The organism is Paenibacillus andongensis (assembly GCF_025369935.1).
GTDB lineage: Bacteria > Bacillota > Bacilli > Paenibacillales > NBRC-103111 > Paenibacillus_E > Paenibacillus_E andongensis.
Genome location: NZ_CP104467.1, coordinates 1,180,371 through 1,204,775, shown reverse-complemented (window position 1 = coordinate 1,204,775; position 24,405 = coordinate 1,180,371). Strand labels below are relative to the sequence as shown.

The 24,405-nt window shown below is 43.3% G+C and carries 22 protein-coding genes; 10 read left to right on the top strand and 12 right to left on the bottom strand.

The features are described 5' to 3' along the window. Positions 1-17: 17 nt before the first annotated feature. From NYR53_RS05570 to NYR53_RS05520, 11 genes are all read right to left on the bottom strand, one after another. A complete protein-coding gene (locus NYR53_RS05570) occupies positions 18-1,349 on the bottom strand; it encodes an alpha/beta hydrolase (protein WP_261304278.1) in 1,332 nt (443 codons plus the stop codon). Then, the gene (locus NYR53_RS05565; protein WP_261304277.1) at positions 1,318-2,697 is read right to left on the bottom strand and encodes an alpha/beta hydrolase-fold protein; all 1,380 of its coding nucleotides are present in this window, start codon (positions 2,695-2,697) and stop codon (positions 1,318-1,320) included. The genes NYR53_RS05570 and NYR53_RS05565 overlap by 32 nt, the downstream gene beginning before the upstream one ends. A gap of 24 nt (positions 2,698-2,721) precedes the next feature. Then, on the bottom strand, positions 2,722-3,636 hold the full coding sequence (locus tag NYR53_RS05560) for a LacI family DNA-binding transcriptional regulator (protein ID WP_261304276.1): 915 nt from the start codon (positions 3,634-3,636) through the stop codon (positions 2,722-2,724). 65 nt (positions 3,637-3,701) lie between these two features. Beyond that, the gene (locus tag NYR53_RS05555; RefSeq protein ID WP_261304275.1) at positions 3,702-5,441 is read right to left on the bottom strand and encodes a glycoside hydrolase family 13 protein; all 1,740 of its coding nucleotides are present in this window, start codon (positions 5,439-5,441) and stop codon (positions 3,702-3,704) included. 34 nt (positions 5,442-5,475) lie between these two features. Continuing rightward, positions 5,476-6,309, bottom strand: coding sequence for a sugar ABC transporter permease (locus NYR53_RS05550; protein WP_261304274.1), 834 nt, complete (start codon positions 6,307-6,309; stop codon positions 5,476-5,478). 18 nt (positions 6,310-6,327) lie between these two features. Next, positions 6,328-7,626 (bottom strand): sugar ABC transporter permease, encoded by a 1,299-nt coding sequence (locus NYR53_RS05545; RefSeq protein WP_261304273.1) that lies wholly within the window; start codon positions 7,624-7,626, stop codon positions 6,328-6,330. Between the two features lie 13 nt (positions 7,627-7,639). Continuing rightward, a complete protein-coding gene (locus tag NYR53_RS05540) occupies positions 7,640-8,923 on the bottom strand; it encodes a sugar ABC transporter substrate-binding protein (protein ID WP_261304272.1) in 1,284 nt (427 codons plus the stop codon). Between the two features lie 185 nt (positions 8,924-9,108). Next, positions 9,109-10,209 carry an ABC transporter permease gene (locus NYR53_RS05535; protein WP_261304271.1) on the bottom strand — a complete coding sequence of 367 codons (1,101 nt, stop codon included), beginning with the start codon at positions 10,207-10,209 and terminating at the stop codon, positions 9,109-9,111. Further along, complete coding sequence (locus tag NYR53_RS05530; protein WP_261304270.1) at positions 10,206-11,177, bottom strand: ABC transporter ATP-binding protein; 972 nt, start codon at positions 11,175-11,177, stop codon at positions 10,206-10,208. Before NYR53_RS05530 ends, NYR53_RS05535 begins: the two co-directional genes overlap by 4 nt. A 196-nt stretch (positions 11,178-11,373) precedes the next feature. Further along, the gene (locus NYR53_RS05525; RefSeq protein WP_261304269.1) at positions 11,374-12,267 is read right to left on the bottom strand and encodes a DMT family transporter; all 894 of its coding nucleotides are present in this window, start codon (positions 12,265-12,267) and stop codon (positions 11,374-11,376) included. A gap of 214 nt (positions 12,268-12,481) precedes the next feature. Next, complete coding sequence (locus tag NYR53_RS05520) at positions 12,482-12,709, bottom strand: YolD-like family protein (protein WP_261304268.1); 228 nt, start codon at positions 12,707-12,709, stop codon at positions 12,482-12,484. Positions 12,710-13,247: 538 nt separating this feature from the next. On the opposite strand from NYR53_RS05520, the gene hflX reads away from it, so the two are divergent. From hflX to NYR53_RS05490, 6 genes are all read left to right on the top strand, one after another. Next, positions 13,248-14,513: a GTPase HflX gene (gene hflX, locus NYR53_RS05515; protein ID WP_261304267.1), complete on the top strand. Its 1,266-nt coding sequence runs from the start codon at positions 13,248-13,250 to the stop codon at positions 14,511-14,513. Positions 14,514-15,508: 995 nt separating this feature from the next. Continuing rightward, positions 15,509-16,213 carry a Crp/Fnr family transcriptional regulator gene (locus NYR53_RS05510; protein WP_261304266.1) on the top strand — a complete coding sequence of 235 codons (705 nt, stop codon included), beginning with the start codon at positions 15,509-15,511 and terminating at the stop codon, positions 16,211-16,213. Between the two features lie 39 nt (positions 16,214-16,252). Further along, positions 16,253-16,879, top strand: a complete 627-nt coding sequence (locus NYR53_RS05505) for a peroxiredoxin family protein (protein WP_261304265.1) — start codon at positions 16,253-16,255, stop codon at positions 16,877-16,879. 246 nt (positions 16,880-17,125) lie between these two features. Then, the gene (locus NYR53_RS05500) at positions 17,126-18,130 is read left to right on the top strand and encodes a DUF3231 family protein (protein WP_261304264.1); all 1,005 of its coding nucleotides are present in this window, start codon (positions 17,126-17,128) and stop codon (positions 18,128-18,130) included. 728 nt (positions 18,131-18,858) lie between these two features. Next, the gene (locus tag NYR53_RS05495) at positions 18,859-19,779 is read left to right on the top strand and encodes a collagen-like protein (RefSeq protein ID WP_261304263.1); all 921 of its coding nucleotides are present in this window, start codon (positions 18,859-18,861) and stop codon (positions 19,777-19,779) included. Positions 19,780-20,058: 279 nt separating this feature from the next. Then, a complete protein-coding gene (locus NYR53_RS05490) occupies positions 20,059-21,492 on the top strand; it encodes a phospholipase D-like domain-containing protein (protein ID WP_261304262.1) in 1,434 nt (477 codons plus the stop codon). Between the two features lie 174 nt (positions 21,493-21,666). Here NYR53_RS05490 and NYR53_RS05485 read toward each other — a convergent pair whose 3' ends face one another. Further along, positions 21,667-22,380, bottom strand: coding sequence for a 2OG-Fe(II) oxygenase (locus NYR53_RS05485; protein WP_261304261.1), 714 nt, complete (start codon positions 22,378-22,380; stop codon positions 21,667-21,669). Between the two features lie 172 nt (positions 22,381-22,552). On the opposite strand from NYR53_RS05485, the gene NYR53_RS05480 reads away from it, so the two are divergent. The 4 genes from NYR53_RS05480 to NYR53_RS05465 all read left to right on the top strand — a co-directional run bounded on the left by NYR53_RS05480 (position 22,553) and on the right by NYR53_RS05465 (position 24,252). Next, positions 22,553-22,846: an Ada metal-binding domain-containing protein gene (locus tag NYR53_RS05480; protein ID WP_261304260.1), complete on the top strand. Its 294-nt coding sequence runs from the start codon at positions 22,553-22,555 to the stop codon at positions 22,844-22,846. An 87-nt stretch (positions 22,847-22,933) separates the two neighbouring features. Beyond that, the gene (locus NYR53_RS05475) at positions 22,934-23,419 is read left to right on the top strand and encodes an SRPBCC family protein (RefSeq protein ID WP_261304259.1); all 486 of its coding nucleotides are present in this window, start codon (positions 22,934-22,936) and stop codon (positions 23,417-23,419) included. Between the two features lie 47 nt (positions 23,420-23,466). Next, the gene (locus NYR53_RS05470) at positions 23,467-23,865 is read left to right on the top strand and encodes a DoxX family protein (protein ID WP_261304258.1); all 399 of its coding nucleotides are present in this window, start codon (positions 23,467-23,469) and stop codon (positions 23,863-23,865) included. A 57-nt stretch (positions 23,866-23,922) separates the two neighbouring features. Continuing rightward, positions 23,923-24,252 carry an ArsR/SmtB family transcription factor gene (locus NYR53_RS05465; RefSeq protein ID WP_261304257.1) on the top strand — a complete coding sequence of 110 codons (330 nt, stop codon included), beginning with the start codon at positions 23,923-23,925 and terminating at the stop codon, positions 24,250-24,252. Positions 24,253-24,405 lie beyond the last annotated feature (153 nt).

Here is a 24,405-nt window from a genome sequence, read left to right as displayed (position 1 = left end):
AGCTAAGGAGTTTCTGTCTATGACCAATGTTCGACTGTAATTTCTACTTTCGAATCCGATAAGGCTTTATATTTGCGCTGGACAGGTTTCCCCGTATGATCAACCTCGACGGATCTATCTTCCCTGCTGATTTGGTAGACAAATTGGGCATGAAGAGGGACTTGAAGTTGATTGTAATAGGTGTCATTTCCCCGGTTATGAATGAAGGGAAACCAGGCGTATATTTTAATATTTTCAGGCGTATTCGCTGGGACATGAACGACCATTTCCAAAGTCACATGTTCTTTTTGAGCATGGACCACACGAATTGATTTTGCAGCTTCCAAATCCCGATATTTGACCGTTACCGATGTTTCCCCTTCTTCCAGCGGCACTACGGTTCCGTCGTTCAGAACATTCAGTATGCGATGATCTTCCACTTCATAAGTCGCTCGCAGCAAAGACATCTGAAAGCCGGTTTGAAAATCAAGAATTGGATTTAGCCGGCATTTGGGGCCAGTAAGACCAACCTCTTCACTGCCGTGTAAAGATAAAGAACGTTCCTTCCCCTTTTCCCCAAAAAAGTGAATGAGAGGAGAAGAAAGTCTTAATGCCCAATCTTTCTCCGAATGAACCGCTCCCGGAGCATTGAAATAAATGAGTTCCTTATCAGCTCCATATCCCAAATCCAACAGCTTCTCAGCAACTTCACGGACATGCTTTTCCATCACCAAGGTGCCTTCACTGCCTCCCAAATCGATCCAAATTCGAGAGGTCGACTGTTTCATGTTAAAAGCATGATAAACTGGCGTTTCTTCCAATGTCATTGGGTCCACACAGTAGAAATAAGGTGAAATGATGGCGAGTTTTCCAAAAATATCCGGTCGGCGAAATCCGATATGATAAGTGACTTGCCCGCCTCTGGATGACCCCATTAAAGCTGTATGATCTGGATCCGTTAAGGTCCGAAACACGGAATCCACATAAGGCTTTAGCTCATCAATAATAAACGCTTCATACAATTGGCCTTTGGGCTTGATTTGAACTTTATCGGACTGATGGAGAATCCCTTCCATCTCGTGGGTAAATTCATCGGCCCTCTCTGCTCCCATGTTGGGAATGCCCACAACGATGATTTCTTCCATCGTATGGTTTTGAATCAATCTATCCACGGTTTCGTTTACTTGCCAGGAGTAGCCGTTAAAGGCAGGATGGAAAATATTTTGCCCATCATGCATATACAATACCGGATAATGCTTACTCTTTTCGTAGCGATAACTGGGGGGGAGGTATACAAAGATATCTCTTCTATTGTCCAAATGTGTGGAGTAAAAGTTTTCAATCCGCAAAATACTTGATTTGCTGTCCATCCTGCTCACCTCTATCAGCCGCAGCTGCTAAGTCTATCCAATTCTCCACTTCGTAATTCAGAACTAAACCATCATCCGTCGTAAATAGGCGATAAGGAAGTTCTCGGCCTTGGCTGTCTACTTCATGCTGTCCTAGACCGCGAGAAATACGAAATTCAAATGACATATCCCTGGGCACCTCAAAGGTTCCGCCATACAGTCCTTCACGAATCATCGGCAGTTCTAAGCCTGCATATAGCTTATCTGTTTTTGGCGTGAAATCCGGCACTTTAACGAAGACTTTAACCGTAGCCGTATCTGACATATAAGGGACAACGGTAACATCCAGAGCAGAAGTTAAGCTGCCATTCCTATATTGGATCGTCGTTTTCCCTTCTTTTTTAGGGACTAGTTTACCGTCCATTGTAACCTCCAATAACTCGGGATCAACAACTCCATATTGAGCATTTAAATCCGTCATTATAAAACCGCTATCGAAGTGTACCACTGGATTCAATGTAACCTTAGGCCCCTTCAGGCCAACAACCCTAGGACCATGCAGATCAACCCGAACAGGCTGGCCTATTTCCCCAAAAAAATAAATGAGCGGCGCGTGAACCCTTGCAGCCCAATCCTTTTGAGAGTGGCCGGAATCAACTGCAAGGTAGTACATAAGATCGTCTCCGAGTACATATCCAGCTCTTATTAGAATATCCGTGACATACCGGACATGCTTTTCCATAACCGTAAAACCTTCAGAATCTCCGACATCCATCCAGACTTTCAGATTCTTCTTTTCCGTGTAGATGTGACTTAACCATGTTTCTTTCATCGTGCCGGGGTCTGTGCTGACAAAGAAAGGACAAAGGGCTCCTATCATTCCAAATGTGTCCGATTGACGGAATCCAATATTATAAGACACTAACCCGCCAGCAGAAGATCCCATGAGAGCCGTATGCTCTTTGCCCGTTAACGTTCGGAGTGTCCGATCGATAAAAGGTTTAACCTCCTGAATGAGGAAAGCCTCGTAAAGCTCGCCTTGATTGATGACATCAAAAACATGATTCCCATCAGGAAACGCGTGCATATACTCCGCAATCCTTGCGTCTTCAACATGGGCGATCGCAACAACAATGATTTCTCGCATCTTTCCTTGCGAAACCAGTTTGTCTACCGTTGTGTGAACCTCCCACGATTCACCCTTTTGATCCTCAAAAAATACGTGCTGGCCATCGTGCATGTATAGAACAGGATATCGCTTCTGTAGATCTGTATCGTAACTAAGAGGCAAATAAACAAATATATTTCTGTAATTATTAAGGGTCTTGGAATAAAAATCTTTGAACTCGATGAGCCTTGATGAATTCACAAAGCATTTCTCCTTGTAACAAAGTCACAATTTGGTTGTCAATAAGAAAAACTTATCAGGGTTTACGTAATCCTGCTCATTCATGTACCGATCCAAACTGCGCACAATCTCTTCATAATCATTTAATTCAAACTGGATTTTCATCATTTCTTCAGGGAGAATTTCCGAGTAATGGCACGTACATATAGCCACTGTTTTCTTATGAGTCTTGTATACTTCATTAGCCAAAAACTCGTTCATTACAATCCCAGGGCGATCGGTAAATTTGGCTAAGAAAGTGTTCAAACTCTCTCTGTTCTCGTAAATATATATCCGATCTTCATCCAGGTTGGATTTGTCTTTAATGAGCTCCACCAGTTCTTCATTGTTGTAAGCATCCATAATGAGAAATTGCGGGGATTCCGCGAACAAATCATTCAACACGCGAAAACTTTGCTCAAAGTTCGGCATGATTTTGTGAAATAAATTGTCTGCAATGTAACTGTCGATGATGAATATCGGGATACCGAAACCGAAATAATTGGATATCGTTGAGAACTTTTCTTTATCGACATTGATGATGAAGACGCCGTCCAAATTTCTTTCCATGATGATCTTAGAGGAAGGTGCCGTACTGTCGATTTGCATAAAGAGAACATGATAGCCCAACTTGCTGCATAGCTGCTCAATCTTGTATATAGTTCTAACATATTTCAAATCAGACCACGCATTCTGATCCTTGTCTTTAAACAGCAGGATGCCAATCAGTCCTGTTTTCTTAATTTTTAACGACTGAGCCGTCCGGTTCGTCACATACTTAAGCTGTTGTGCGATTTTCAGCACTTTCACACGCGTTTCATCAGAAATGGACTGCGTTTTGACATCATTTAAAATGTAAGACACTGTGGCAATGGATACGCCAGCCGCTCCGGCTATATCTTTTATGGTTGCTTTTTTCATGATAAACCCACCCTACTTAAACGTTTAGGTTGATTTAATCACATCGCTTTTACTTTGTCAATTACTTACAGCGACGCAGCCAAAATGATCCAACCGAATGCAGGTAAATTTACGGAAATCTGATTTTCGGCCATTTGGCATGTTCCGTTACCCATGAGTATTTCAGGCGATGATTCACTTTGAAGTGCAAAGTTTACGGAAGCCGAGTGTTCGCTATGATTAAAACAAATGGTAAGTTGTTCGCTGGCATGCTGCCTTTGTACGACAAGTTGACGATTTTTTGCATAAATAATTCGAAATGAACCCTCTTGCAGGGCAAGATGTCTTTTTCTCAGGGAAATCAAACTCCGATAAAAATCCAGAAGTGTGTGATTCTGTTCTTCCACGTCCCAAATCATCGGTCTCCTGCAATCGGGGTCTTGGCCTCCCCTCATCCCCACTTCGTCCCCGTAATAGATACATGGCACGCCGAGGAAAATAAACTGAAACAAGACGGCAAGCTTGAATCTTTTTTCGTCGCCACAGACGGTAAGCAATCTAGGCGTATCGTGACTACCAAGAATGTTAAAGGCGGCTTCGTTTACCTGCTGTGGATACTCTGGTAACAGGCGATTGATCTGATAGGCGAACTGCTGCGCATCGGTCGTTTCTTTGGCAAAAAAGTCAATGATGGCTTCCGTAGCCGGGTAGTTCATGACCGCATCGAACTGATCTCCTCGAAGCCATGGCATGGCATCGTGCCAAATCTCACCCAAGATATAGAAATCAGGTTTGATCGCTTTTAATTCCTTGCGAAATGCCCTCCAGAATTCATGGTCGACTTCATTCGCAACATCCAATCTCCATCCGTCAATGTCGCACTCTTTTACCCAATACTGCGCAACGTCCAGCAAATATTTGCTGACTTCCGGATTCGAAGTATTGAGCTTCGGCATATGGGACTCGAAAGCAAAACAATGATAAGACGGCCTTGGTTCATATTTAAGCGGATATTCTTTGATGTGGAACCAATCCCAATACGCCGAGTCAGGACCTTTTGCAACCACATCCTGAAAAGGTGCAAACCAAAAACCGCTATGATTAAACACCGCATCAAGGATTACGCGGATACCGCGATCATGAAAAGCATTGACCAACTTTTTCAATAATGTCATGTCACCGAAGTGGGGGTCTACTTTTAAATAATCCGTTGTGTCGTATTTATGATTAGTCTCCGCTTCAAAGATAGGCGTAAAATAAATGGCATTAACACCTAAGGCGCTAATGTAATCGATGCGGTCTAATACGCCTTGTAGATCTCCCCCATAGAAATCTTGCGGACCCGGATTGACATCCTCCCAAGGACGTACATTTGCCGGATCATTCGATGGATCGCCGTTCGCAAATCGTTCAGGGAAAATCTGATAAAAAATGGCCTCCTTTACCCACCCCGGCGGCTTTAAAACTTCACTCGACCAAAGAAACGGATAATCGAAAAATTTCAGCGAATCCTTTGGTTTCTCCTTACAAAAGCCGCTCTCCGTATACCAATACGTTTGATCGCCAGAAGCCAATTCAAATGCGTATCTTAACCTAAAGTGCTCAGGAGCGATTTCCGCTTGCCAATAATCGAACAATTCATCGCTGGCCATCTTATAAAGAAGCTTCTCACTAACGGTTTTATCCCAATCATATTTATCTCCGTGAATGACTTTCACCATTTGAAGATCGTCTTTCTTTGTCCGTAATCGAATATGGAATAAGTTGTCATCATAGGCGTAGCAATAAGAATCAGCAGCTCTATGGTAAATCGCTTCAAAGTTCATGGCAGACTCCTTACGTATAATCTACTTTCCTCCATTACCCTTTATCTGCCCCTGACGTAATTCCGTTAATTAAATACTTTTGGAAATACATATACAGCACAGTGATTGGTAATGCCACAAGCACAGCACCAGCAGCGAATAGCGTAAAGCTGGAATTCGTTTCGTTGGCCACCATATTATATAAGCCTTGCGCTAAAGTCATTTTTTCCGATGATCTCAAAACGATTTGCGGCAAAATAAAATCCATAAATGGCGTTATGAAACTGTTTAACGCTACAAAGGTAATCGCCGGCAGCGATAAAGGAAAAATAATTTTAAAAAACACATCCGTATTACTTGCTCCGTCGATAAAAGCGGCTTCTTCCAGGCTTTTGGGGATGGTATCGAAATGCCCCTTCATCACCCATGTCCCCATCGAAATGGACCCTCCGGCATAAATGAGGATTAAGCCCAGATGGGTGTCTAACAATTTGGTCTGTAATAACAAAACAAAAATCGCCATGACGGATAAGAAGCCAGGAAACATTTGAAGAACCAATAATGTCATTAATCCTTGTTTTCTTCCCTTGAAACGAAATCTCGAGAATGCGTAAGCCGTGGCCGCAACAAGCGTTGTCGACACGACAGCATTCGTAATGGCGATCATGATTGTATTTTGATACCACAACACAAAATCAGTGTTCCTTATAAGATCAATATAGTGTGCGATTGTAGGCTCATCAGGAATCATTTTACTTACCAGAAGAGCATTACCCGGATTAAGTGACGTCCCGATAACCCAAATGATCGGATAGATCACCGCAATAAGCAAAACGGCAAAAACCATGTAAATCCCTGTGACAATCAGGTTGGATTTTAATTTAGACATTTAGACCAGATCCTCTTCCTAGACTGACTTCATCCGCTTATAATTCCATAAAGAAAACATCGCAATAAAGATAAACATAATGATAGACACGGCGGAAGCCATATTAAATTGACTTTGATTAAGCGTCATCTTAAAGATCCACGAGATGAGAATATCCGTGCTTCCCGCGTAATAATAAGCAGGACTATCTGGTTTGCCATCCGTAAGCAGATAAATCAAATTAAAGTTATTAAAATTAAACGCAAATTGCATAATTAATATAGGTGCGGTAGCCAGTAAAACAAGCGGAAGAGTGATCTTGAAAAACTTTTGCTTTCCTGAGGCGCCATCTACTTCGGCTGCTTCGTAAAGGTCGCGCGGCATTGTCGTTAAAACACCCGACATCAGAGCCATAAGGAAAGGCGTCGAAAACCATAAATTAACGAGAATAATCGTAACTTTCGCCATGGTCGGATCGGATAGCCAGGGCACTGGAGAAAATCCAAGTTTGCCGATTGTCTCATTAATGGGACCGAACGAACCATTCAATAAAACCCTGAAAACCAATATAGAGATGAATTGCGGTACTGCCCAAGGCAAGATAAAGACGGTTCTCCAAAATCTTTTGAATTTAATCTTAGGATGGTTCAGCATCAACGCCAGTAGTAACCCGCTCAAAAAAACAGATGAGGTAGAGGCTACAGCCCACACGATATTCCAAATGGAAATGCCAAATAACGTGAATCTCCAAGCTTTTTGGGCAAATAAATCATAAAAAGTTCTAAAACCTACCCAATCTACTAAGGATCGATCAGGAATATGGGCGGGAGCCGAATAGTTCGTAAAAGCAATCAGAACATTAAAAACGAGCGGTATAATCGTAACAAAGAGTACAAAGAATGCCGCTGGCAGCAATAAGAGATAAGGGAAATTCCTGAATTTCGCTTTTCTAACGGAATCCATGAATCCAGGAACACTGTCTCCTTCATCCCTCAGTCCCCCGTTTTTCTTAGCATCATAAATGTTAATTACATAGAAGCCTAAGAACAAAAGGATAATCACAAGTGTGATTAGGCCGTTTATTAACATAAAAATGGAGTGATCGCCATGAACCACTTTCCCATTGATGATTTGGGTAGGCACATCACCTAACGTGATGAAGCCGATAATCCCTTTATAAGCAATGGGATAATAGTTCCAGAAAAACAATTGCGCCAAGATGATGAAGATAAATCCTTTAAGAAATTGTTTGTTATAAAGTTGACCTAGACCAATAAAAACTGTGGAGCAAATAGCGGCTATCGTTCGATGTCGAATAGCACTTTGATTCAAATCCATACGTAAGACCGCCTTATTTCTTAGTCTTCATTGCTGTCTTGATTTGTTCTACCGCGTTATTCAGGACGGTCGCCGGATCCCCATTATCGTTCCAAATGGAAGCAAGTGCTGCGCCTGCGGGCACCCAAACATTTCCCATCTCCGGTATAGACGGCATTGGCGTCGAATATTTCGCTTGTTCAAGGAAAGCCGATGCATTAGCGTCCTTCGTGATGATCGGATCATTCATCATGTCTTTCCTAGGAGGCAGTTGGGTCGTCATTTTAAACCGATTAATTAAATTTTCTTTACTTGTTGCATAACTAGCAAACATTTTCGCGGCAACCGGGTATTTGGTATACGAATTTACATACAGCGCTCTAATGCCTGAAAAGCTTTGTGGATGTTCGCCATTAGGCAAAAGCGGCAGCGGCGCAACGCCATAATCAAAGTTGACCTTAGACAAACCGGCCATTAACCAGGGTCCGTTGATGACAGCGGCTGTTTTCCCTTCTTGGAATAAGCCTGTAATGATATTATCGTTAATGTCATTAACGTTTAACGGAAGTATTTTCTTTAACGATTGAAAGAACTTCGCCCCTTCGATCGCTTTGGTGCTATTCAGACCAATATCGGTCGCATCCGTACCATTCTTGCCAAATACATAGCCGCCGTAACCTGCCAGGAACGAATAGGATTGATACAACTGACGTACATCCCACATAAAGGCGTACTTTTTGTTTTTGGGATCGTTGTAAGTTTCTGCAAACTTTATGATTTCTTCATACGTTTTCGGTGCTTTTTCCATCCATTTTTTATTATAAAAAAGCGCATAAGTGTCAATGGCCGTCGGGAACCCGTATAACACTCCCTTGTAGCTGACTCCGTCAATCGCCGAAGACATAAAATCATTTCGCATGCTTTCGTTAAATGTATCGTTCTGTAAAACAAGTCCCGCCGTAACGGCATTACCTAATTGATCGTGTGGGGCAGAGAATACATCAGCCCCAATTCCGGCAGGACCATCTGTCGTAAGTTTCTTCACAGAGTCTATCGCAGGAACGACTTCCACCTTCACTTTAACGCCATACTCTTTTTCAAAGCTTGCTGAGATCGCTTTCAAGTAATCCAATTCAGGACCCTTAGACTCCCAAACGAGCAGTTCAGCTCCGGCCTCTGGTTTAGCTCCTCCTTGCTTTGTGCTGTCTTGTTCTACATGATCTTGCTCTGGTTGGGTCGATTTCTTCGTACATCCAACGAGAAAAGAAAAGCTGAAAAGAACAACAATAACGAAGGTAATCAACAAACGTTTGGACATTCATATTCCCCCTTTAATTTTACTGAATCGTTTAAGTACCTAAACGTTTAAGTAACAACACAATTATAATAACTTTTAACCCTTACCCAAGTCAATGATAAATTTATGGTCTAAAATAATTACACTACTAACTGCACTTAAGCAGAAAAAAGGCAGCCGATCCAATCTGGCCGGCTGCCTTAGTATTACTCCCACTTGAATGTTAGGCTGGCGATAATGAAGGCTACAAGCATCCAGCCGCCAAGCAGCGCGGCTTCATGCCATACGTCGGCAAGCGAAGCTCCGACATTCATGATTTGGCGCAGCGCTGTGGACAGATGCGAGATCGGCAGCAGCTTGACTACGGGCTGCAGCCAGTCAGGCATATTCTTGATCGGAAAGAAGACGCCGCCTAGAAATAGAAGCGGGAAGGAGATGAAGCCGGCAATCGGGCCGGCACTTTCCGGCGTTTTGGCGAGCGCGGCGATGATGAAGCCGATTGACATGAACGTCAGTGTTCCGAGTACGACGAACATGAGCAGAAGCAGCCACGAACCGTTCACCTGCGTCCCGAAAATCAGGCTGCCGATCAGCAGCACGATGATTGCCTGCAGGCCATTCAACAGGAGTCGAGCCGTGATTTGCGCGGCAATGAAGCTCCGAGGTTGGAGCGGCGTACTCTGTAGACGCCGAAGAATACCCCGCTCACGCCAAGATGCGATTTGGCCGGCGACGCCATTCAGATTGTTATTCATAATCATCATAGCAACGATGCCTGGAACGAGGAAATCGATATACTTCAGGTTTAGAGATTGCACCGCCTGTGATTGAATCGTGATGACAGGGGTGTAACCCAGGATCTGCTTGCTAATGCCATCGGCGATCTGAGACATGATGGGGAGCCCGATCTGATTGGTTGTTTGACTCGTTTCATCGTAGTAGACCGTGAGTTTGGAACCTTCCATTGAGGCGGATTTAGCGCCCACAGCAGCTTCATACCCTTTGGGAACAGCGACGACAAGCTGCCGATCGCCATGCTTTAGGTCTTTCATCGCCGCGTCGAGATCCGTGCTTTCAGTTAATTTTAATATGGATAGCTGCTTCATAGAGGATAGCAGCGCTTTCGACGCAGTCGTCTGGTCTTGGTCGATAACGGTGACGGAGAGCGATGTGCTATCCCCTTTTCCTAAGAATGAACCTAGCATCACCATGAAAAAGATCGGAAAAGCCAGCGTCCAAAACAATACTTGCCGATTTCGCCCAAATAGTCGTAATTGGGATAAGGTCAATTGACGATACGCTTTCATTCTTCCCTCAGGCTCCTTCCCGTCATGTGGATGAACACGTCTTCGAGCGTTGCCGTGCGCGTTTGCAGATCGGAAACCCGGATGTTCTGCTCAGCAGTTTGTTGTACGAATGCGGTCAGCGCATTTTGCAAATGATCCGTGTACAGCACAAACGTGTCTTTACGCTGGTCAACTTGCTTCACATCAGGCAATGACTGGACAAGCGTCAGCACTTCCTTCTTTCGCGCCTCATCTTCCCGAATCTGCTCAGGCAAGCGAAACTCGATGGCACTGTCTGACTGCAGGCTGCGGACGAGCTGCTCCGGCGTATCCAGCGCAACGATTTGTCCCTTATCCATAAGGCAGATGCGGTCGCAAAGCACATGAGCCTCTTCCATGTAGTGCGTTGAAATCACTACAGTTTTACCGCGTTCTTTCAGGCGGAGCACGATATCCCACAGCGTACGACGAGCTTGAGGATCGAGTCCGGTTGTCGGTTCGTCCAGAAAAACCACCTTTGGATCATTCACGAGCGCCAACGCGATAGCGAGCCGCTGCTTCTGGCCGCCGGATAAGTTTTTGACGCGGTCATTCTTTTTTTCGCGCAATATCATGTCGTCGAGCAGCGGCTCAATCGGCACGGAGCTTGGATAAAAGCTTGCGTACATACGGATGATCTCGTGAACGTGGAGCAGGTCGAACAGCGACGTCGATTGGAGCTGGACGCCGATGATTTCCTTGACCTTCTTCAAATCCTTCTTCGTATCGAAGCCTGCGACAAGCGCTCTCCCTTCATCCGGTCGCCGCAAACCTTCGATCATTTCCATCGTTGTCGTTTTGCCCGCCCCATTTGGCCCGAGCAGTCCAAACACTTCCCCTTCACGCACTTGGAAATTAATCCCATTTACTGCAGTGAATTTCCCATACCGTTTGACGAGTCCGTCCACTTCTATGATGGCGTTGACCAAGGTTGGTTCCTCCCTTTCCATATTCCTTCTAGTATTTCTTGTGCCATGATATAACCTGCATAACGAAAATCTTCCTTAATCTCCCCCTCCAACAGTTAGTTCTAGCTCTTATTATAATTCGTTAAGCAGCGGGGTCGTTCCTTTTATTTCCTATTTTTCCAAACTGCCTGTTAACGGAACGAGGCTGCCGATTCTTTTCAGCGGCAGCCTCGTGATCCTAGTTAGTAAGTCTCGTTTCTCGTTTAGGTCGAATGACCAACAATACACCCATAAAGATTAATATAGTACCTATCCCAAATGACAGGCCAACTCGTTCACCTAGCAGCAGCCACCCTAAAAAAGTACCGACTACAGGCTGAAAAAAGAAGAATAATCCGCCGCTTGAAGCGTTAAGCATTTGTAGTCCGCGATTCCAGAGCAAAAAACCGCATGCGGTCGAAATAATTCCCAAGAATAAAAGACCACCCCAAATAGTTGGATGCATCATGGCTTGAAAATCGAGCTCATCTAATCGACTTATTGTAAAAGGCGTTAGTAAAGCGATTGCCACAAGAGTCGCATAGCTCGTTACAACAATGGGTGAATATTGATTCGGTACACGTTTAATAAGAACAGACATAAGTGACCACGTTATTGCTGCAATAAGCAGTGAAACGCCACCAAGTTGATGAGATAAATCGATATGGGCATTTCCGACAATCGTATAAACACCGATAGTTGCTAAAACAATCGAAATCGCCTTTTTTATGGTCATTTTTTCTTTTAAAAAGATACGCGCAAACAGCACCATAAATGCAGGTGTCGTTGAAGTAATAATGGCACCCATTTGTGCATTAGAAAGCATTGTACCCACTTCTTGGGTTACGATAGAAATTGTATTTCCAACAAGCCCAATAATGAAAATGAATGGCCAGTCTCGTTTTTCAACCCGCCATGATTGCTTGGTTACAACGCCAATAATTAGCAATGCAATAATCGCAATAACATAGCGAAGCCAGACTAATTCAAGTGGTGGTACAACGTCTACCACAACTTTTACCACCACATACATCCCGCCCCAAATACTAGCAGCGAGTGATAAATATAAAGAACCTAATAAGGTTTTTTTCATTTTGTACCCTCCGTTTTTTCAAGACATTTCCTGTCCTTAACGGAGATGTCGTTATTCTACCGTTAAGGGAGAATAACTGCAGGTACATCATTTTCAAATAATGGCGACCACATCATCTGCTTCAGCTCACTTTCAAAACGTTTATTTGATTATACAATAATATGATTGGAATAGGCTCAAAAGTTCAACTTAGAAAATACCGCTTTACATGGTATTATTCCACCAATTCTACATTCAAGATATCGTCAAATGCTACCCAATCCGTACCATTTTCGTGTGATAGCTTTACTCTTCTTATCTCTTGATCAATTTTAGTTATGAGACCTGTAATTTGCCCGTCCCCAGTCTCATTATAAATCTTTACACTAATAAATTGCTGGTTAAGTAAAGCATTAGCCATTACGTTGGCTATCTTTTTATTCTCACGATTACTACTGCTCATTATTACTCCACCCCACTCAAGAACATATGTTCTAGATTCATTATACTTTTAGAAGTAAGAGTAGTAAAGAGTTAATGGTCAATCCGTAACCTAATGTCAACAGTTTCAATAAAAATCTGTATTTAGCGGTTCCCCCCTGCTATGCGTCACTTCAACTAGGTAAAAAATGATTATAATTATTCTTAGAGAGGCAAGGAAGCTCTTCATTGTGATACTCTTAAAGTACTTTAAGGAAACGGAGGGGTTACGTGTGGTAGATTTTATCCGAGTTAGATCTTTACGCGGCTAATTGAATAGCGCTTAAGATTCTGTCTGTGTACAGAGGACTCAGGATAAGTTTGTCCATTTATAACCCTGAATTGATATTCTATCGGTGATCAAACAACGCGGCTTGAAGTAAGGTGAACTCCTTATCGACCAGACCGTGGATTGTTTTCTTTCGTCCGATACGATAGTCATTGTCCTCAACTACAGACAACACAAGCACCTTGCTTGTGTTGTTTCTTTTTTACTCCTTAATTTGAAAGGATGATGAACGATGGAACAACGGAAAGAGAAAGCGATTATCGTCGGTGTCCATATTTTGAACCACCCTAATTTTGCATACTCCATGGAAGAACTAAAGAATCTGGCCGCAGCATGCCACATTGAGGTGGTTGGTCAGCTAAACCAGAAAGTCACCCGTGTGATTCCCTCCCATTACATCGGAACCGGTAAAATTCAAGAATTATCGCAGCTAATTACTGAGCGGAACGCATCTGTCGTCATTTGTAACGATGAGCTGTCTCCTTCTCAGATTCGAAACCTGGAATCCTCTCTTGCATGCAAAGTCATTGACAGGACGATCCTTATTTTAGACATTTTTGCTGAACGTGCTCAGACTAAGGAAGCCCAGCTCCAAGTTGAGGTTGCTCGACTTCAATACATGCTTCCAAGACTCGTAGGACTTCGTGAATCGTTAGGTCGTCAAGGAGGTGGCGCTGGCCTTAAAAACCGGGGATCTGGTGAGACTAAACTTGAACTCGACCGCCGTAAAATCGAAGACCGAATCACCGCATTGCAATCCGAACTGGAGAAACTTGTAGCCCGTCGTCAAACTCAACGAAAACAGCGCCGCAAGAACGAGGTCCCTGTTATTTGTCTGGTCGGCTATACCAACGCGGGCAAATCAAGCTTAATGAACGCCATGATCGAGTTGTACAATCCGCAGGCGCATAAGCAGGTCTTTGTCAAAGACATGTTGTTCGCCACATTGGAGACATCCGTCCGAAGCGTCAACTTGCCTGACCGTAAATCATTCTTATTAACTGACACTGTAGGATTCGTAAGCCAGCTTCCCCACCATTTAGTTAAAGCTTTTCGATCTACGTTGGAAGAAGTCGCAGAAGCCGATCTGCTGATTCACGTCGTAGACATTGCCAACCCGGAATACGAACAGCACATTGACGTTACCAATGAAACGTTGAAGGAACTAGGAGCGGATCGAGTTCCGATGATTTTTGCTTATAACAAATCCGACTTAACTGAGCATACTTACCCTCTGTTAAAAGATAATTTCGTCTACCTCTCTGCCCAGCAGAGGCGAGGAATCGAGGAGCTCACTCAATTGATTCGCGAACGCATTTTCCAAAATTACATGCAATGTGAAATCGTGATTCCTTATGAACAAGGCCGATTAGTGGCCTACTTCAATGAACATGCCCATGTTCATTCAACGAACTATGAGCCGAATGGTACCCGGCTTAAGTTGGATTGCCGAGTATCCGATTTTGAACAGTATCGAGCTGAGTTCCTCCAGCTTTGATTTATGAGATTTTCCTATTTAGCCAAGGTCTTCCATGGATGATTAGCTATCTCCTGTCCGTTAACATTGCGAAGGCTGCCGGATTCAATCTGCCGGCAGCCTCGTCAGTTGTGCCCCTGCCCTCACAAGGATAAATCCATTTCGGCAAGCGCCTTATTGCAACCGTTTTGGGTAACAGACCTTACTGCAACGTGTCGTGTAACGATGATAGTTTGTATGAAGAATTTAACTGAAGGTATCAAAATGAAAAAAAGGCACATGCCTGTGCCCTTTTCACCTATCTGTTATTGTCTGATAACTAAAATATCACGAGGAGGTCTACCGGTACTTTGGATCTGTTGAATTTGGGAATTTGTAAGGTTGCGTCCTACTAAAATTAGAGAAGAAGTTAGATTATTGAAATTACCTAAATTCGACACGTTTTGGCGTCCACGAAATATGCGAATGGATCCCTGGAAGTTAATTCGTGAAAACAAAACTAGTGTCACAGAATCTGTAGTTGAAACATTTCTTAGACGGAAACTGGAAAGAACGTTATCAAAACGAAATGCCCCCAAATCTCGAACTGCTACACCTCCACGTCTAAGAACAATCCGCCGATTTGTAAAATTATTGCCAGAGAAAAGTTGGAGCCTTACGTCTGTGTTTGCCAAATCTATCACCCTTTCTTTTGGAATGATATATTCTATGATAGATTCATAGGAAAGGTTTGGACAAATATGCGTTGGCAAAACAACTGTTTTCCTGTATAAAACTGGATGGAACAAAATGAACACGGAGAGGAACATGGGCGAGCGACTTAAAGTGAAAAAGCCCCTGATAGGGGCAAATTTAAAGTAGCCGATCTTCATTATCCTAATTCATAGGAAAAATTCTTACTTCACGCCGCTCACCCCATCCATGAAGCTGGATCTGACTTCCTTTGAGTAACTAGTCACAGTACGCTTCGACCCTGTAAAATAAAGATATCAATCTATCCGATCGGAGAATCCCTCATGTCAAAGGTCTTCCCTGAGCAGCAAACCCTGTCTAACATTTTCCCTTGTTTCCAAGCTATCCCAGCTGATGAGTGGGCAGCCGCGAAACCTCAACTTAGAACATTTTCTGTTAAATCGACCTTATTTCGTAAAGAGGATGCCGCTGAGTATGCTTTGTTCCTCATTGCAGGAACAGTACAGATCTCAAATGTGACCGAAGAGGGCCATGAAACGCTTTCCAACCGGCTGTCGGCCGGTGATATTTGCGCCATTATGGTGCTAAGCGGTTTAAGCGAGCGCGAATACCCCGGCACCATTACGGCGGAGACCGAGGTGACGGCCCTATTCGTCGCGAAGAACTCGTTTATACGATGGATTCTGGTGTATGCGCCTATTCGGAATGCAGTATTTGGTAACATTTTGGATGGATTGATCCGTATGGGCAGCATTCTTTCAAGTAAAATGGCGCAGCCGCTGGACTCACGGCTCGCCGGAACGTTGTTGAGGCTGACGTTGGAGCAGCAGCCGACCGTCCAGATTACACATCAGCAATTAGCTGTCGAGCTAGGGTCCGCTCGTGAAGTTGTCAGCCGTGTTTTAAGCCGAATGCAAAAGAAGAGTTGGATCTCTATGGGGCGAGGTTGGGTATCGGTTCGGCAGCGGGGAGCATTGATGGAGCTCGTTGGTGACCAGGTCACAGAAGGCAAGAGCATCTCATGGTAAAGTAAAGTCAGTCGGGCCAGACTGAGGTTTACCCATTACATGGCTAGGAGGCTTATCACAATGAGAATTCCATTATCTAAGGGGGATGTCGCCCCTGATTTCACGTTTACAGGTGTCGACGGAGTTCCTCTCCAGTTGTCCGACCTTCGTGGCCGCAAGGTGCTGCTCGCGTTCTTTCGCAACGCCGCCTGTGCGATGTGCAACTTGCGGGTGCGGCATCTCATCCGGCGCTACAACCAATGGAGCCTGCAAGGACTGGAGATAGTAGCGGTGTTCGAGTCTCCGGAAACTAACATGTCCCAGATTGTCAACCTGCAGGAAGCGCCATTCCCGTTAATTGCTGATCCTCAAGCCGATCTTTATGACCAATACGGCGTCGAAGTGTCCGAGGAGAAGGTGCAAGCAACGATGGCTGATACGAATACACAAAATTTCGTAGCTGAGGCGGCGGCTGAAGGTTTTGCTTTGATTCGGGAGGAAGGATCCAACTTCTATCGCATCCCGGCCGAATTCTTGATCGACGACGACGGCATCATACAGGATGCGCACTATAGCCAACTTGTGACAGATCACTTACCGCTCGACATAATTGACCTTTTTGCTGCTGGTAATTACAGAGCAGTCGATTCAGAAGTGTCTGTTGAATCTAAAGTGAATCCGGGTTAGAACAGGTGATTTACTTAGGTTTCATTCAGATTATGGCAAACCGCGAATAAGACTTTAACGTCGGCACACACCCGATGTTAAGGTCTTTTTCCTTTTTCGATTTCTGTGAAAACTTCATTATTGTTAACCTAACTGTTCATGACCCTAGATAGCCTTTTTATCCCACTACGGCGAACTTCTTTTTCGAAATTAACATGATAAATCTTTTCTAATTGGGACAATCTAACTTTTAGAGGTGACGGAGATATGAACAAAACTCAATTAAAACTAACATCGACGGAAATCGGAGCCTTATGGGGGCAATATGTAAACGAATCTATGGTAAATCAAGTAAATAAATATATGCTTTCCATTATAGAAGATACTTCCATTAGAGAGGTTTTTGACGATGCAATAAAAATATCTGAGAATCAAATGCAGCAGGTCTCTACCTTTATGCTTAATGATGGATTTCCATTACCTATAGGGTTTACAGAAGCAGATAGCAATCCCCATATTGGAAGGTTATTTTCAGATATTTTCTGTTTGGATTATTTGTATCTCATGACCATACATGGTTTAAACGGTCACATCTATTCGTTTACTACATCAGTTAGAAAAGATTTAAGAGATTTTTTTGATTCCTGTTTGACAGATGGAAAAAATATGTACCAACGCACTGTTGATTTATTACTCGAAAAGGGACACTTCCAAAGAGATCCTTATTTTTTCCCGCGTACAACCCCAGAGTTTATTGATAGCAAAAAATATCTCGATGGTTTTTGGGGAGATAAACGTCCTCTTTCAGCCTTAGAAATAGGTAATATTTCGCTTAACTTAAAGAAAAGTATTATGGCAAAAACACTTGGCATTGCATTTAGTCAAATTGCCGGTTCCAAAGAAATAAGGAAATTTCTAACAGATGCCGTTCAAACGTCAAATGATCACATTCAATTGCTAAGCAAAAAACTAAAGGATGATAATTTACCTGTTCCGATGTCATGGGAAACGGAAATAACGGAATCTACAGATTCACCGTTTTCAGATAAACTTATCATGTTTCACACTGGTTTTTTGTTTCTGACTTCTCAATCCTATCATGGATTAGGACTAGCGGGTTCCATGAGGTCTGATCTAATTCTTGATTATGAACGAATCATTCTCAAGGATCTAACTGTGGCAAAAAATTGGTTTGATCTCATGATCAAAAATAAATGGTTGGAGCAACCTCCAATTGCACCAAACAGAAAAGAACTTGCTAAAAACCAATAACTATCCAGCAAACTATACCGAAAAGCCCTCTTGTAGATGTTCATAAGAGGGCTTTTCGTTTATAATACACAGACTTCCCTCAGATCCGTAAGAAGGCTTAATGTATACTAGTTTATATTTCTCTAATAGTTCTGATATATTCACTTCATTATATAAAATGTGTCTGGTACATAGGGTTTAAGAATGGACTGTTTTAATAGGTTATAGAGATCCCATTTATTAAAAAAATTGATATTGTTGAAACATTTGTTTCTACCAATCGCCTTCTCTAGGCGTTGAATGGTTACTAATTTTTTGTTAAAACACCGGTAATAAACGACATGAAGAAAAGGAAACGAGCTTTGTTTCCATATACCCTTTTTCAGGTTAAGTCCAATAATACGTTGTTCCTTCCAAAGAATATCTGCTGGAGTAAAGGCGTAAAGCTTCAGGTTTAGACTGTGATAACGTCTGTAAAGCTCCAAAATTCTTTTTCTACTACTTCTTTTCGTTACCAGAATACCTATTAAAGGGCGACTCTCCAATCTCATCACTCCCATGCCTTCGATCACTTTTACTATTTAATGCGAGCATAGACAAAATGGTATGGGACAATCACATAGGAGAATAGAAATTAGCGAATTTATTACTACTCTATTTGCCTATTTTTCAGTTGATAGGTATCTGCTGTGCTTATCTTCTTAAGCTTTTAATATGATACAGTACTTCGATAATAGGGAGATGAGACTATGGGAAGATGTAATTGTCCACCTGGACCTCCAGGACCAGAAGGACCGCGAGGGCCACAAGGACCTCCAGGACTAGTAGGAACGCAATTGCTTCAAGAGCTTGGAGGAGCAATAGCAGCAGTTGGACCCACTGGACTTGCAGGAGCACTTGGACCCACTGGTCTAACAGGACTTGTAGGAGCAATTGGCGAAGCTGGACCCGCTGGACTTGCAGGAGCACTTGGACCCGCTGGACTTGCAGGAATTGCAGGAGCAATTGGCGCAGCCGGACTGGCAGGACCAACAGGACCAACAGGACCAACAGGAGCAACAGGACCCCAAGGTCTGCCTGGACCAATTGGAGCCACTGGTCCGGCAGGACCACCAGGGGGAGGATTAATTCCATTTTCAACGGGTATTATCATAAGTGGTGCTACAGTAGTATCAGCAGCTCCAATTTTAATGGGTTTTGGTAATCACACGGTTGAAGTTATTGACGGTACTGGAGAATCAACTATGCCACCCGAAGCAGGTGGTTTTGCTTTCCCAATTCCCTTTGCAGGTACCGTTCAAAATTTACAAATAAGTGTAGATTTATTGGTTGCTTCTGTGGTTTCTATAAATACTCTCGGTCTTCAGTATGATTTTACTGTATTCCGAGCACCTTCAGTTCCTAATAATGGGATTGATCATAGTTCATCACCTTACGTAACCACTCCGCTGACTAGTTCGGTTAGATTCGGATTTCCAAATACGGTCATTACACCTGGTAACCCATCCGGTTTCCGAACCGCAACGAATATAAATGTTGGGGGGTCATTAGTAGTTGCTGCTGGTGATCGTATTGGTATTCGTGTAAGGACGCTTGCTTCGACAGATCCCTCAGCAGCTGATATTACCCAACTCTCATTTAGCGCCAGTTTATCTTATACTCCTTCTTAATAAGCCTCCAGCATTGTCATGATAGATTAGCCTGTTGATAAAGTTCAACAGGCTATATTTTTTTCTCATTTTTTGATAAATCACAGCATTAATTTGATATACACGCCCCTATCTATTTTTCATAGTTTCTCAATATTTCCATCTCTATATATTTTTTTAATATTATTCCGCTACTCCCATAACAAATTCATCCTATTCTATAAAATGAGTCTTTCTCACAGGAAGACAACAATATAGAAGAAGGTGAATTTCTTGTTTATTATAAAACCATTTAAAAAAATGCTAATTCCTTTGCAAGCAGTACTCCTTACCCTCGGAATCATGCTGCCATTAAATCAGACTGTGGTTCTAGCTGTTACCTACGACACTGAGACCGTTTCTTTCGGTCCTGGGACAGGTACCAATCTTGTTGACGCTTTTATTCCGGTTATTGATGGTGCAACAACTAGCTTTGACGGTGCATTTTATGAAATTCGCTACCAACCATTTGTGGATGCTGTCATTCGTGCCAAAAACCGAGGTGTAAATATTCGTATCGTCACAGATTCCGATTACATCACAAACACATTTACTCAACAGCTGATAAATGCAGGTATTAGTGTAAAAGGCGATAACCGCAGCGCGCTAATGCATAATAAATATGCCATCATTGATGGGCAAAAGGTCTGGATGGGCAGTACGAATGTCACCGATACTTGTAATGCCAACAATTTTAATAACACGATTCTTTGGAATTCCTCTAGCCTTGCGAATGTGTATAAAACGGATTTTGAAGAGATGTATGTGTATGGTCAATTCACCAAAACTGCATCCCCATCTACGCCCGCTCAGCAAAAAGTAACGATTAACACATCAACCGGAAGCTTTCCAGTTGAAGTTTATTTTGCACCGGAAGATAATCCGATTCAACCGCTCATTGATGTTGTGAACAATGCCAAATACAACTTATACTTCGATTATTTTTCCTTTACAGATGATAACCTAAGAACGGCGATCATTAATGCTAAAACTCGTGGAGTTAATGTTGAGGGTATTTTCGATTTGAGCCAATATGGTTCTAACGGGCCTTACGGGGAATTAGCTTATCTAGCTGATGCAGATATTCCGGTAAGTATTGCTGACAACCCATACGGCGGCAAGCTGCATGATAAGGTGCTAATTGCTGATAAAGGTTATACGACTGGTGTTGTCGCTACAGGTTCTTTTAATGCAAGTGCGAATGCCAACGACACGAACAGTGAAAATTTAATGATTATTCATGACAAAGCAACGGCGGACAAATATTATGCGGAATTCTTGCGTATTCGCGGCTCTTATGGCAGAGGTACAGCATCCATCGATAAAATTACGGTTCCAGTAGCAACTGCACAAACAGTCAAAGTAACGCTGCGCGCTCCATCTACTTATCCTATTACCAAAGTTAAAGTTATGGCCCCTCCGAAATGGCCGGACCCTACTGCAGCTAACGTCACGGCTATAAAAAGCGATGGAACTATACTGAGCGGCAACTTATCTTTTTCCGGTAATTATCTGTATTTAAATAATGCTGGACTTAGCGGGAATCAGAGTGTGACTTTTACATTCACTAACTGGATGGCACCCACTATTGTTGGGGATTACACCTGGTATGTCGAAACGATCACTAGCAGCGCAACAGATCCTAATGATTATTTACCAGTAAATTTACAAGCGGCTACTCTAGTCGTTCAATAATAAAATTCAAAAGGGGACTGTCCCAATAGGGTCATAGACCTTGAGGGGGATCTATCTTGAAGATGGTTACACGAATCAATGAGGACTTCCTCCAATAGGGGGAGGTCCTTTTGGGGCTGAGTTGTTCTCTGCGGAATGTAGAGTCTCTACGTTCACTTTAGCGTTCTGTGCTAATTACTTCGCATCGTGAAAAATAATACCCAAACTGTATCTGGTACCCGTTGTAATAGTGCTTACACCGTGTCGAAGAGTCGTTTTATAATAGCCGCGCGTTCCCAAAACAGGACGATGATTGGTTGGAAAAATCAGACCTTCGCCTTGTTTCAATGTGATGACATGACCTCTACTTTGCGCCCTCGGATGCTGCTCCACCAATAGTAACTCCCCGCCTGTGAAATCTACTTCTCTTTGATTAAGAGTGAATACGACCTGAAAAGGAAAGAATACTTTCCCATACAAATCTTGATGCAGACAATTGTATCCCCCGGCCTCATATTTCAGGATCAATGGGGTTGGCCGATTCTGCCCCTCTTGATGGCATTGATCGAGGAATTCCGCCAATGTTGCCGAAAAAGAAGCCTTATGACCCAATTGTTCTAGCCAGCGATTAGCTGTTATGGCAAGTTCCGGATACAATCCTTCGCGCAGCTGTTGAAGCAAAAGTGGTAGAGGAGCATTGTAATATTTGTACTCTCCGATCCCGAAGCGGTAACGGGCCATGTCAATGGTTGCTCGAAAGCGACCTTCTTCCTCATAAGTGCTAATAATTCCCTTACACTCCGTATGGTTTAACAAGCCAGGTAGTTTGGCATAACCGTGCTCGTCCAGCGACTGCTGGATGTAATTCCAATCCAGATCAGCTAATCTTTGCGATAGATTCTCAGGCATGCTGTAAGCCTCCCCCTTTGCGCGTATCGTTACATTTAATTTCTACCTCTGCGTACAGTATAACCCCGAAAATCAGCTTTTGTACGCATTCTCGAATGAGACAGCAAGATAACGAAATTGCTAAACTATCGTTCTATGTTACAACTACAATTGGGTGGTGAGTTGTCATTACATGGGTGCAAATGGCATTAAGAAAAACGAAAGTCAATCTTCCTACACCTTATTAGGGGCTGATCGCCGCCCTTATCCAAGCGGATCTCCGGGAAATTTGGGAGGCTATCGAAGGAATAAAATATATGGTCGCCTAGATTGTCCCTCTGCACTTCGGGCCATAGCTCAAGGGGGATATGTTAAATATCGCGTATTTTTCGAGAATGAAGAAATCGCTATAGCCGCAGGTTACAGACCTTGTGGGGTATGTTTACCGGAACAATATGCAAGATGGAAAGCGGAACTTCTCAAATAATTTATAAGTATTCCTTTACAGGAATATTCCTATTATGGTATATTCAAAACAGAAAGCAAGAACAAACACAATTTGGAGGATGATTAAATGAATAACGCTCAGGAATCGAATAAGACGCTCACATCCATTGAAGGTCAAGAACTCCGTGTCACCCGTATCTTTCATGCGTCGAGGGAATTGGTTTTCAAGGCTTGGACAGATCCGGAGCATTTGCCGAAATGGTGGGGACCCAAGGGCTTTACGACTACGGTTCAAGAAATTGATGTTAGAACGGGCGGGGTATGGCGTTACGTTATGCACGGCCCAGATGGCGTTGATTATGATAATAAAATTGTCTATCACGAGATCGTGAGCCCCGAGCGACTCGTATACGCCCATGGCGGGGACGATGAGGACGAACCATTTCATGTGACGGTCACCTTTGCGAAGCAAACTAATACAACGACAGAGCTCACAATGACGGCACGCTTCAATTCTGCCGCTGATCTAGAGAAAGCGGTCAAGGAATATGGAGCCGTCGAAGGCGCCAAATCAACAATGGATCGTCTAGAGGAACAACTGTCAGCAATGTAAGAACCAAAGTGAAATCAAATTTATAATTTGAAGGGAGTAATAACTTTATGAAAAAAACGAAAGTTATGTATTGGATTTTTACAGCTTTGTTGATCGCCTTGATGGGCATTGGTGCTATCCCGGATATCCTCTATGCATCAGATGCGGTTACCTTATTTGCTCATTTAGGCTATCCCTCTTACCTCCTGCCCTTTCTGGGCGTGGCCAAATTATTGGGTCTTGTAGCGATTCTGATTCCTGGCTTTCCGAGAATAAAAGAATGGGCTTATGCCGGGCTTACATTTGATCTTGTGGGTGCAATGTATTCAAGTATCGCGGTGGGCGATCCTGCCAGCGGCTTGGCGTTTTTCATCATCGGATTTGTTATTATCGGCGGGTCTTATGTGTGTTATCATAAGAAACAAAGAGCTGCATCATTAAGCCAGCCACCCCGCTTAGCGGCATAAACCGACTATACTAAAACTTCCTTGCCCGGTATATGTTGAAGGAAGGAGCGCATGAACATGGGCTTGAACACAACAACCTGGAGCGCACTAGCAGAGCCCAACCGATTGCATATCGTCGAACTCCTGCGTAAGGGTCCCCTCACCGTAGGGGAAATCGCCGAGCGCCTCAGCCTCCAGCAGCCACAAGTTTCCAAACATCTCCGCGTCCTAAGCGACGCGGGGTTTGTTGAAGTACAACCCAGTGCCAATCGGCGCATTTATAAGCTTCGGGCCCAACCCTTCGTAGAAATGAACACCTGGCTGGAATCTTACCGCCGCATGTGGGAGGAGCGCTTCGATCGTTTGGACGAATATTTGAATGAATTGCAGGGAAAGGGTAAGCAGTAGGGGTTCTTTCCTTGTTCCTTCAAATTTGATTTTAGAGTCGTTCAGCAGCTTCATGAAGGTAAACAGTCTCCAGCGAGTACCCATGTTGTATTTACTGCAACGCTAAAGTATACAACTTATACTTTCTTATCAACTAAAAAAGACACCTTCACA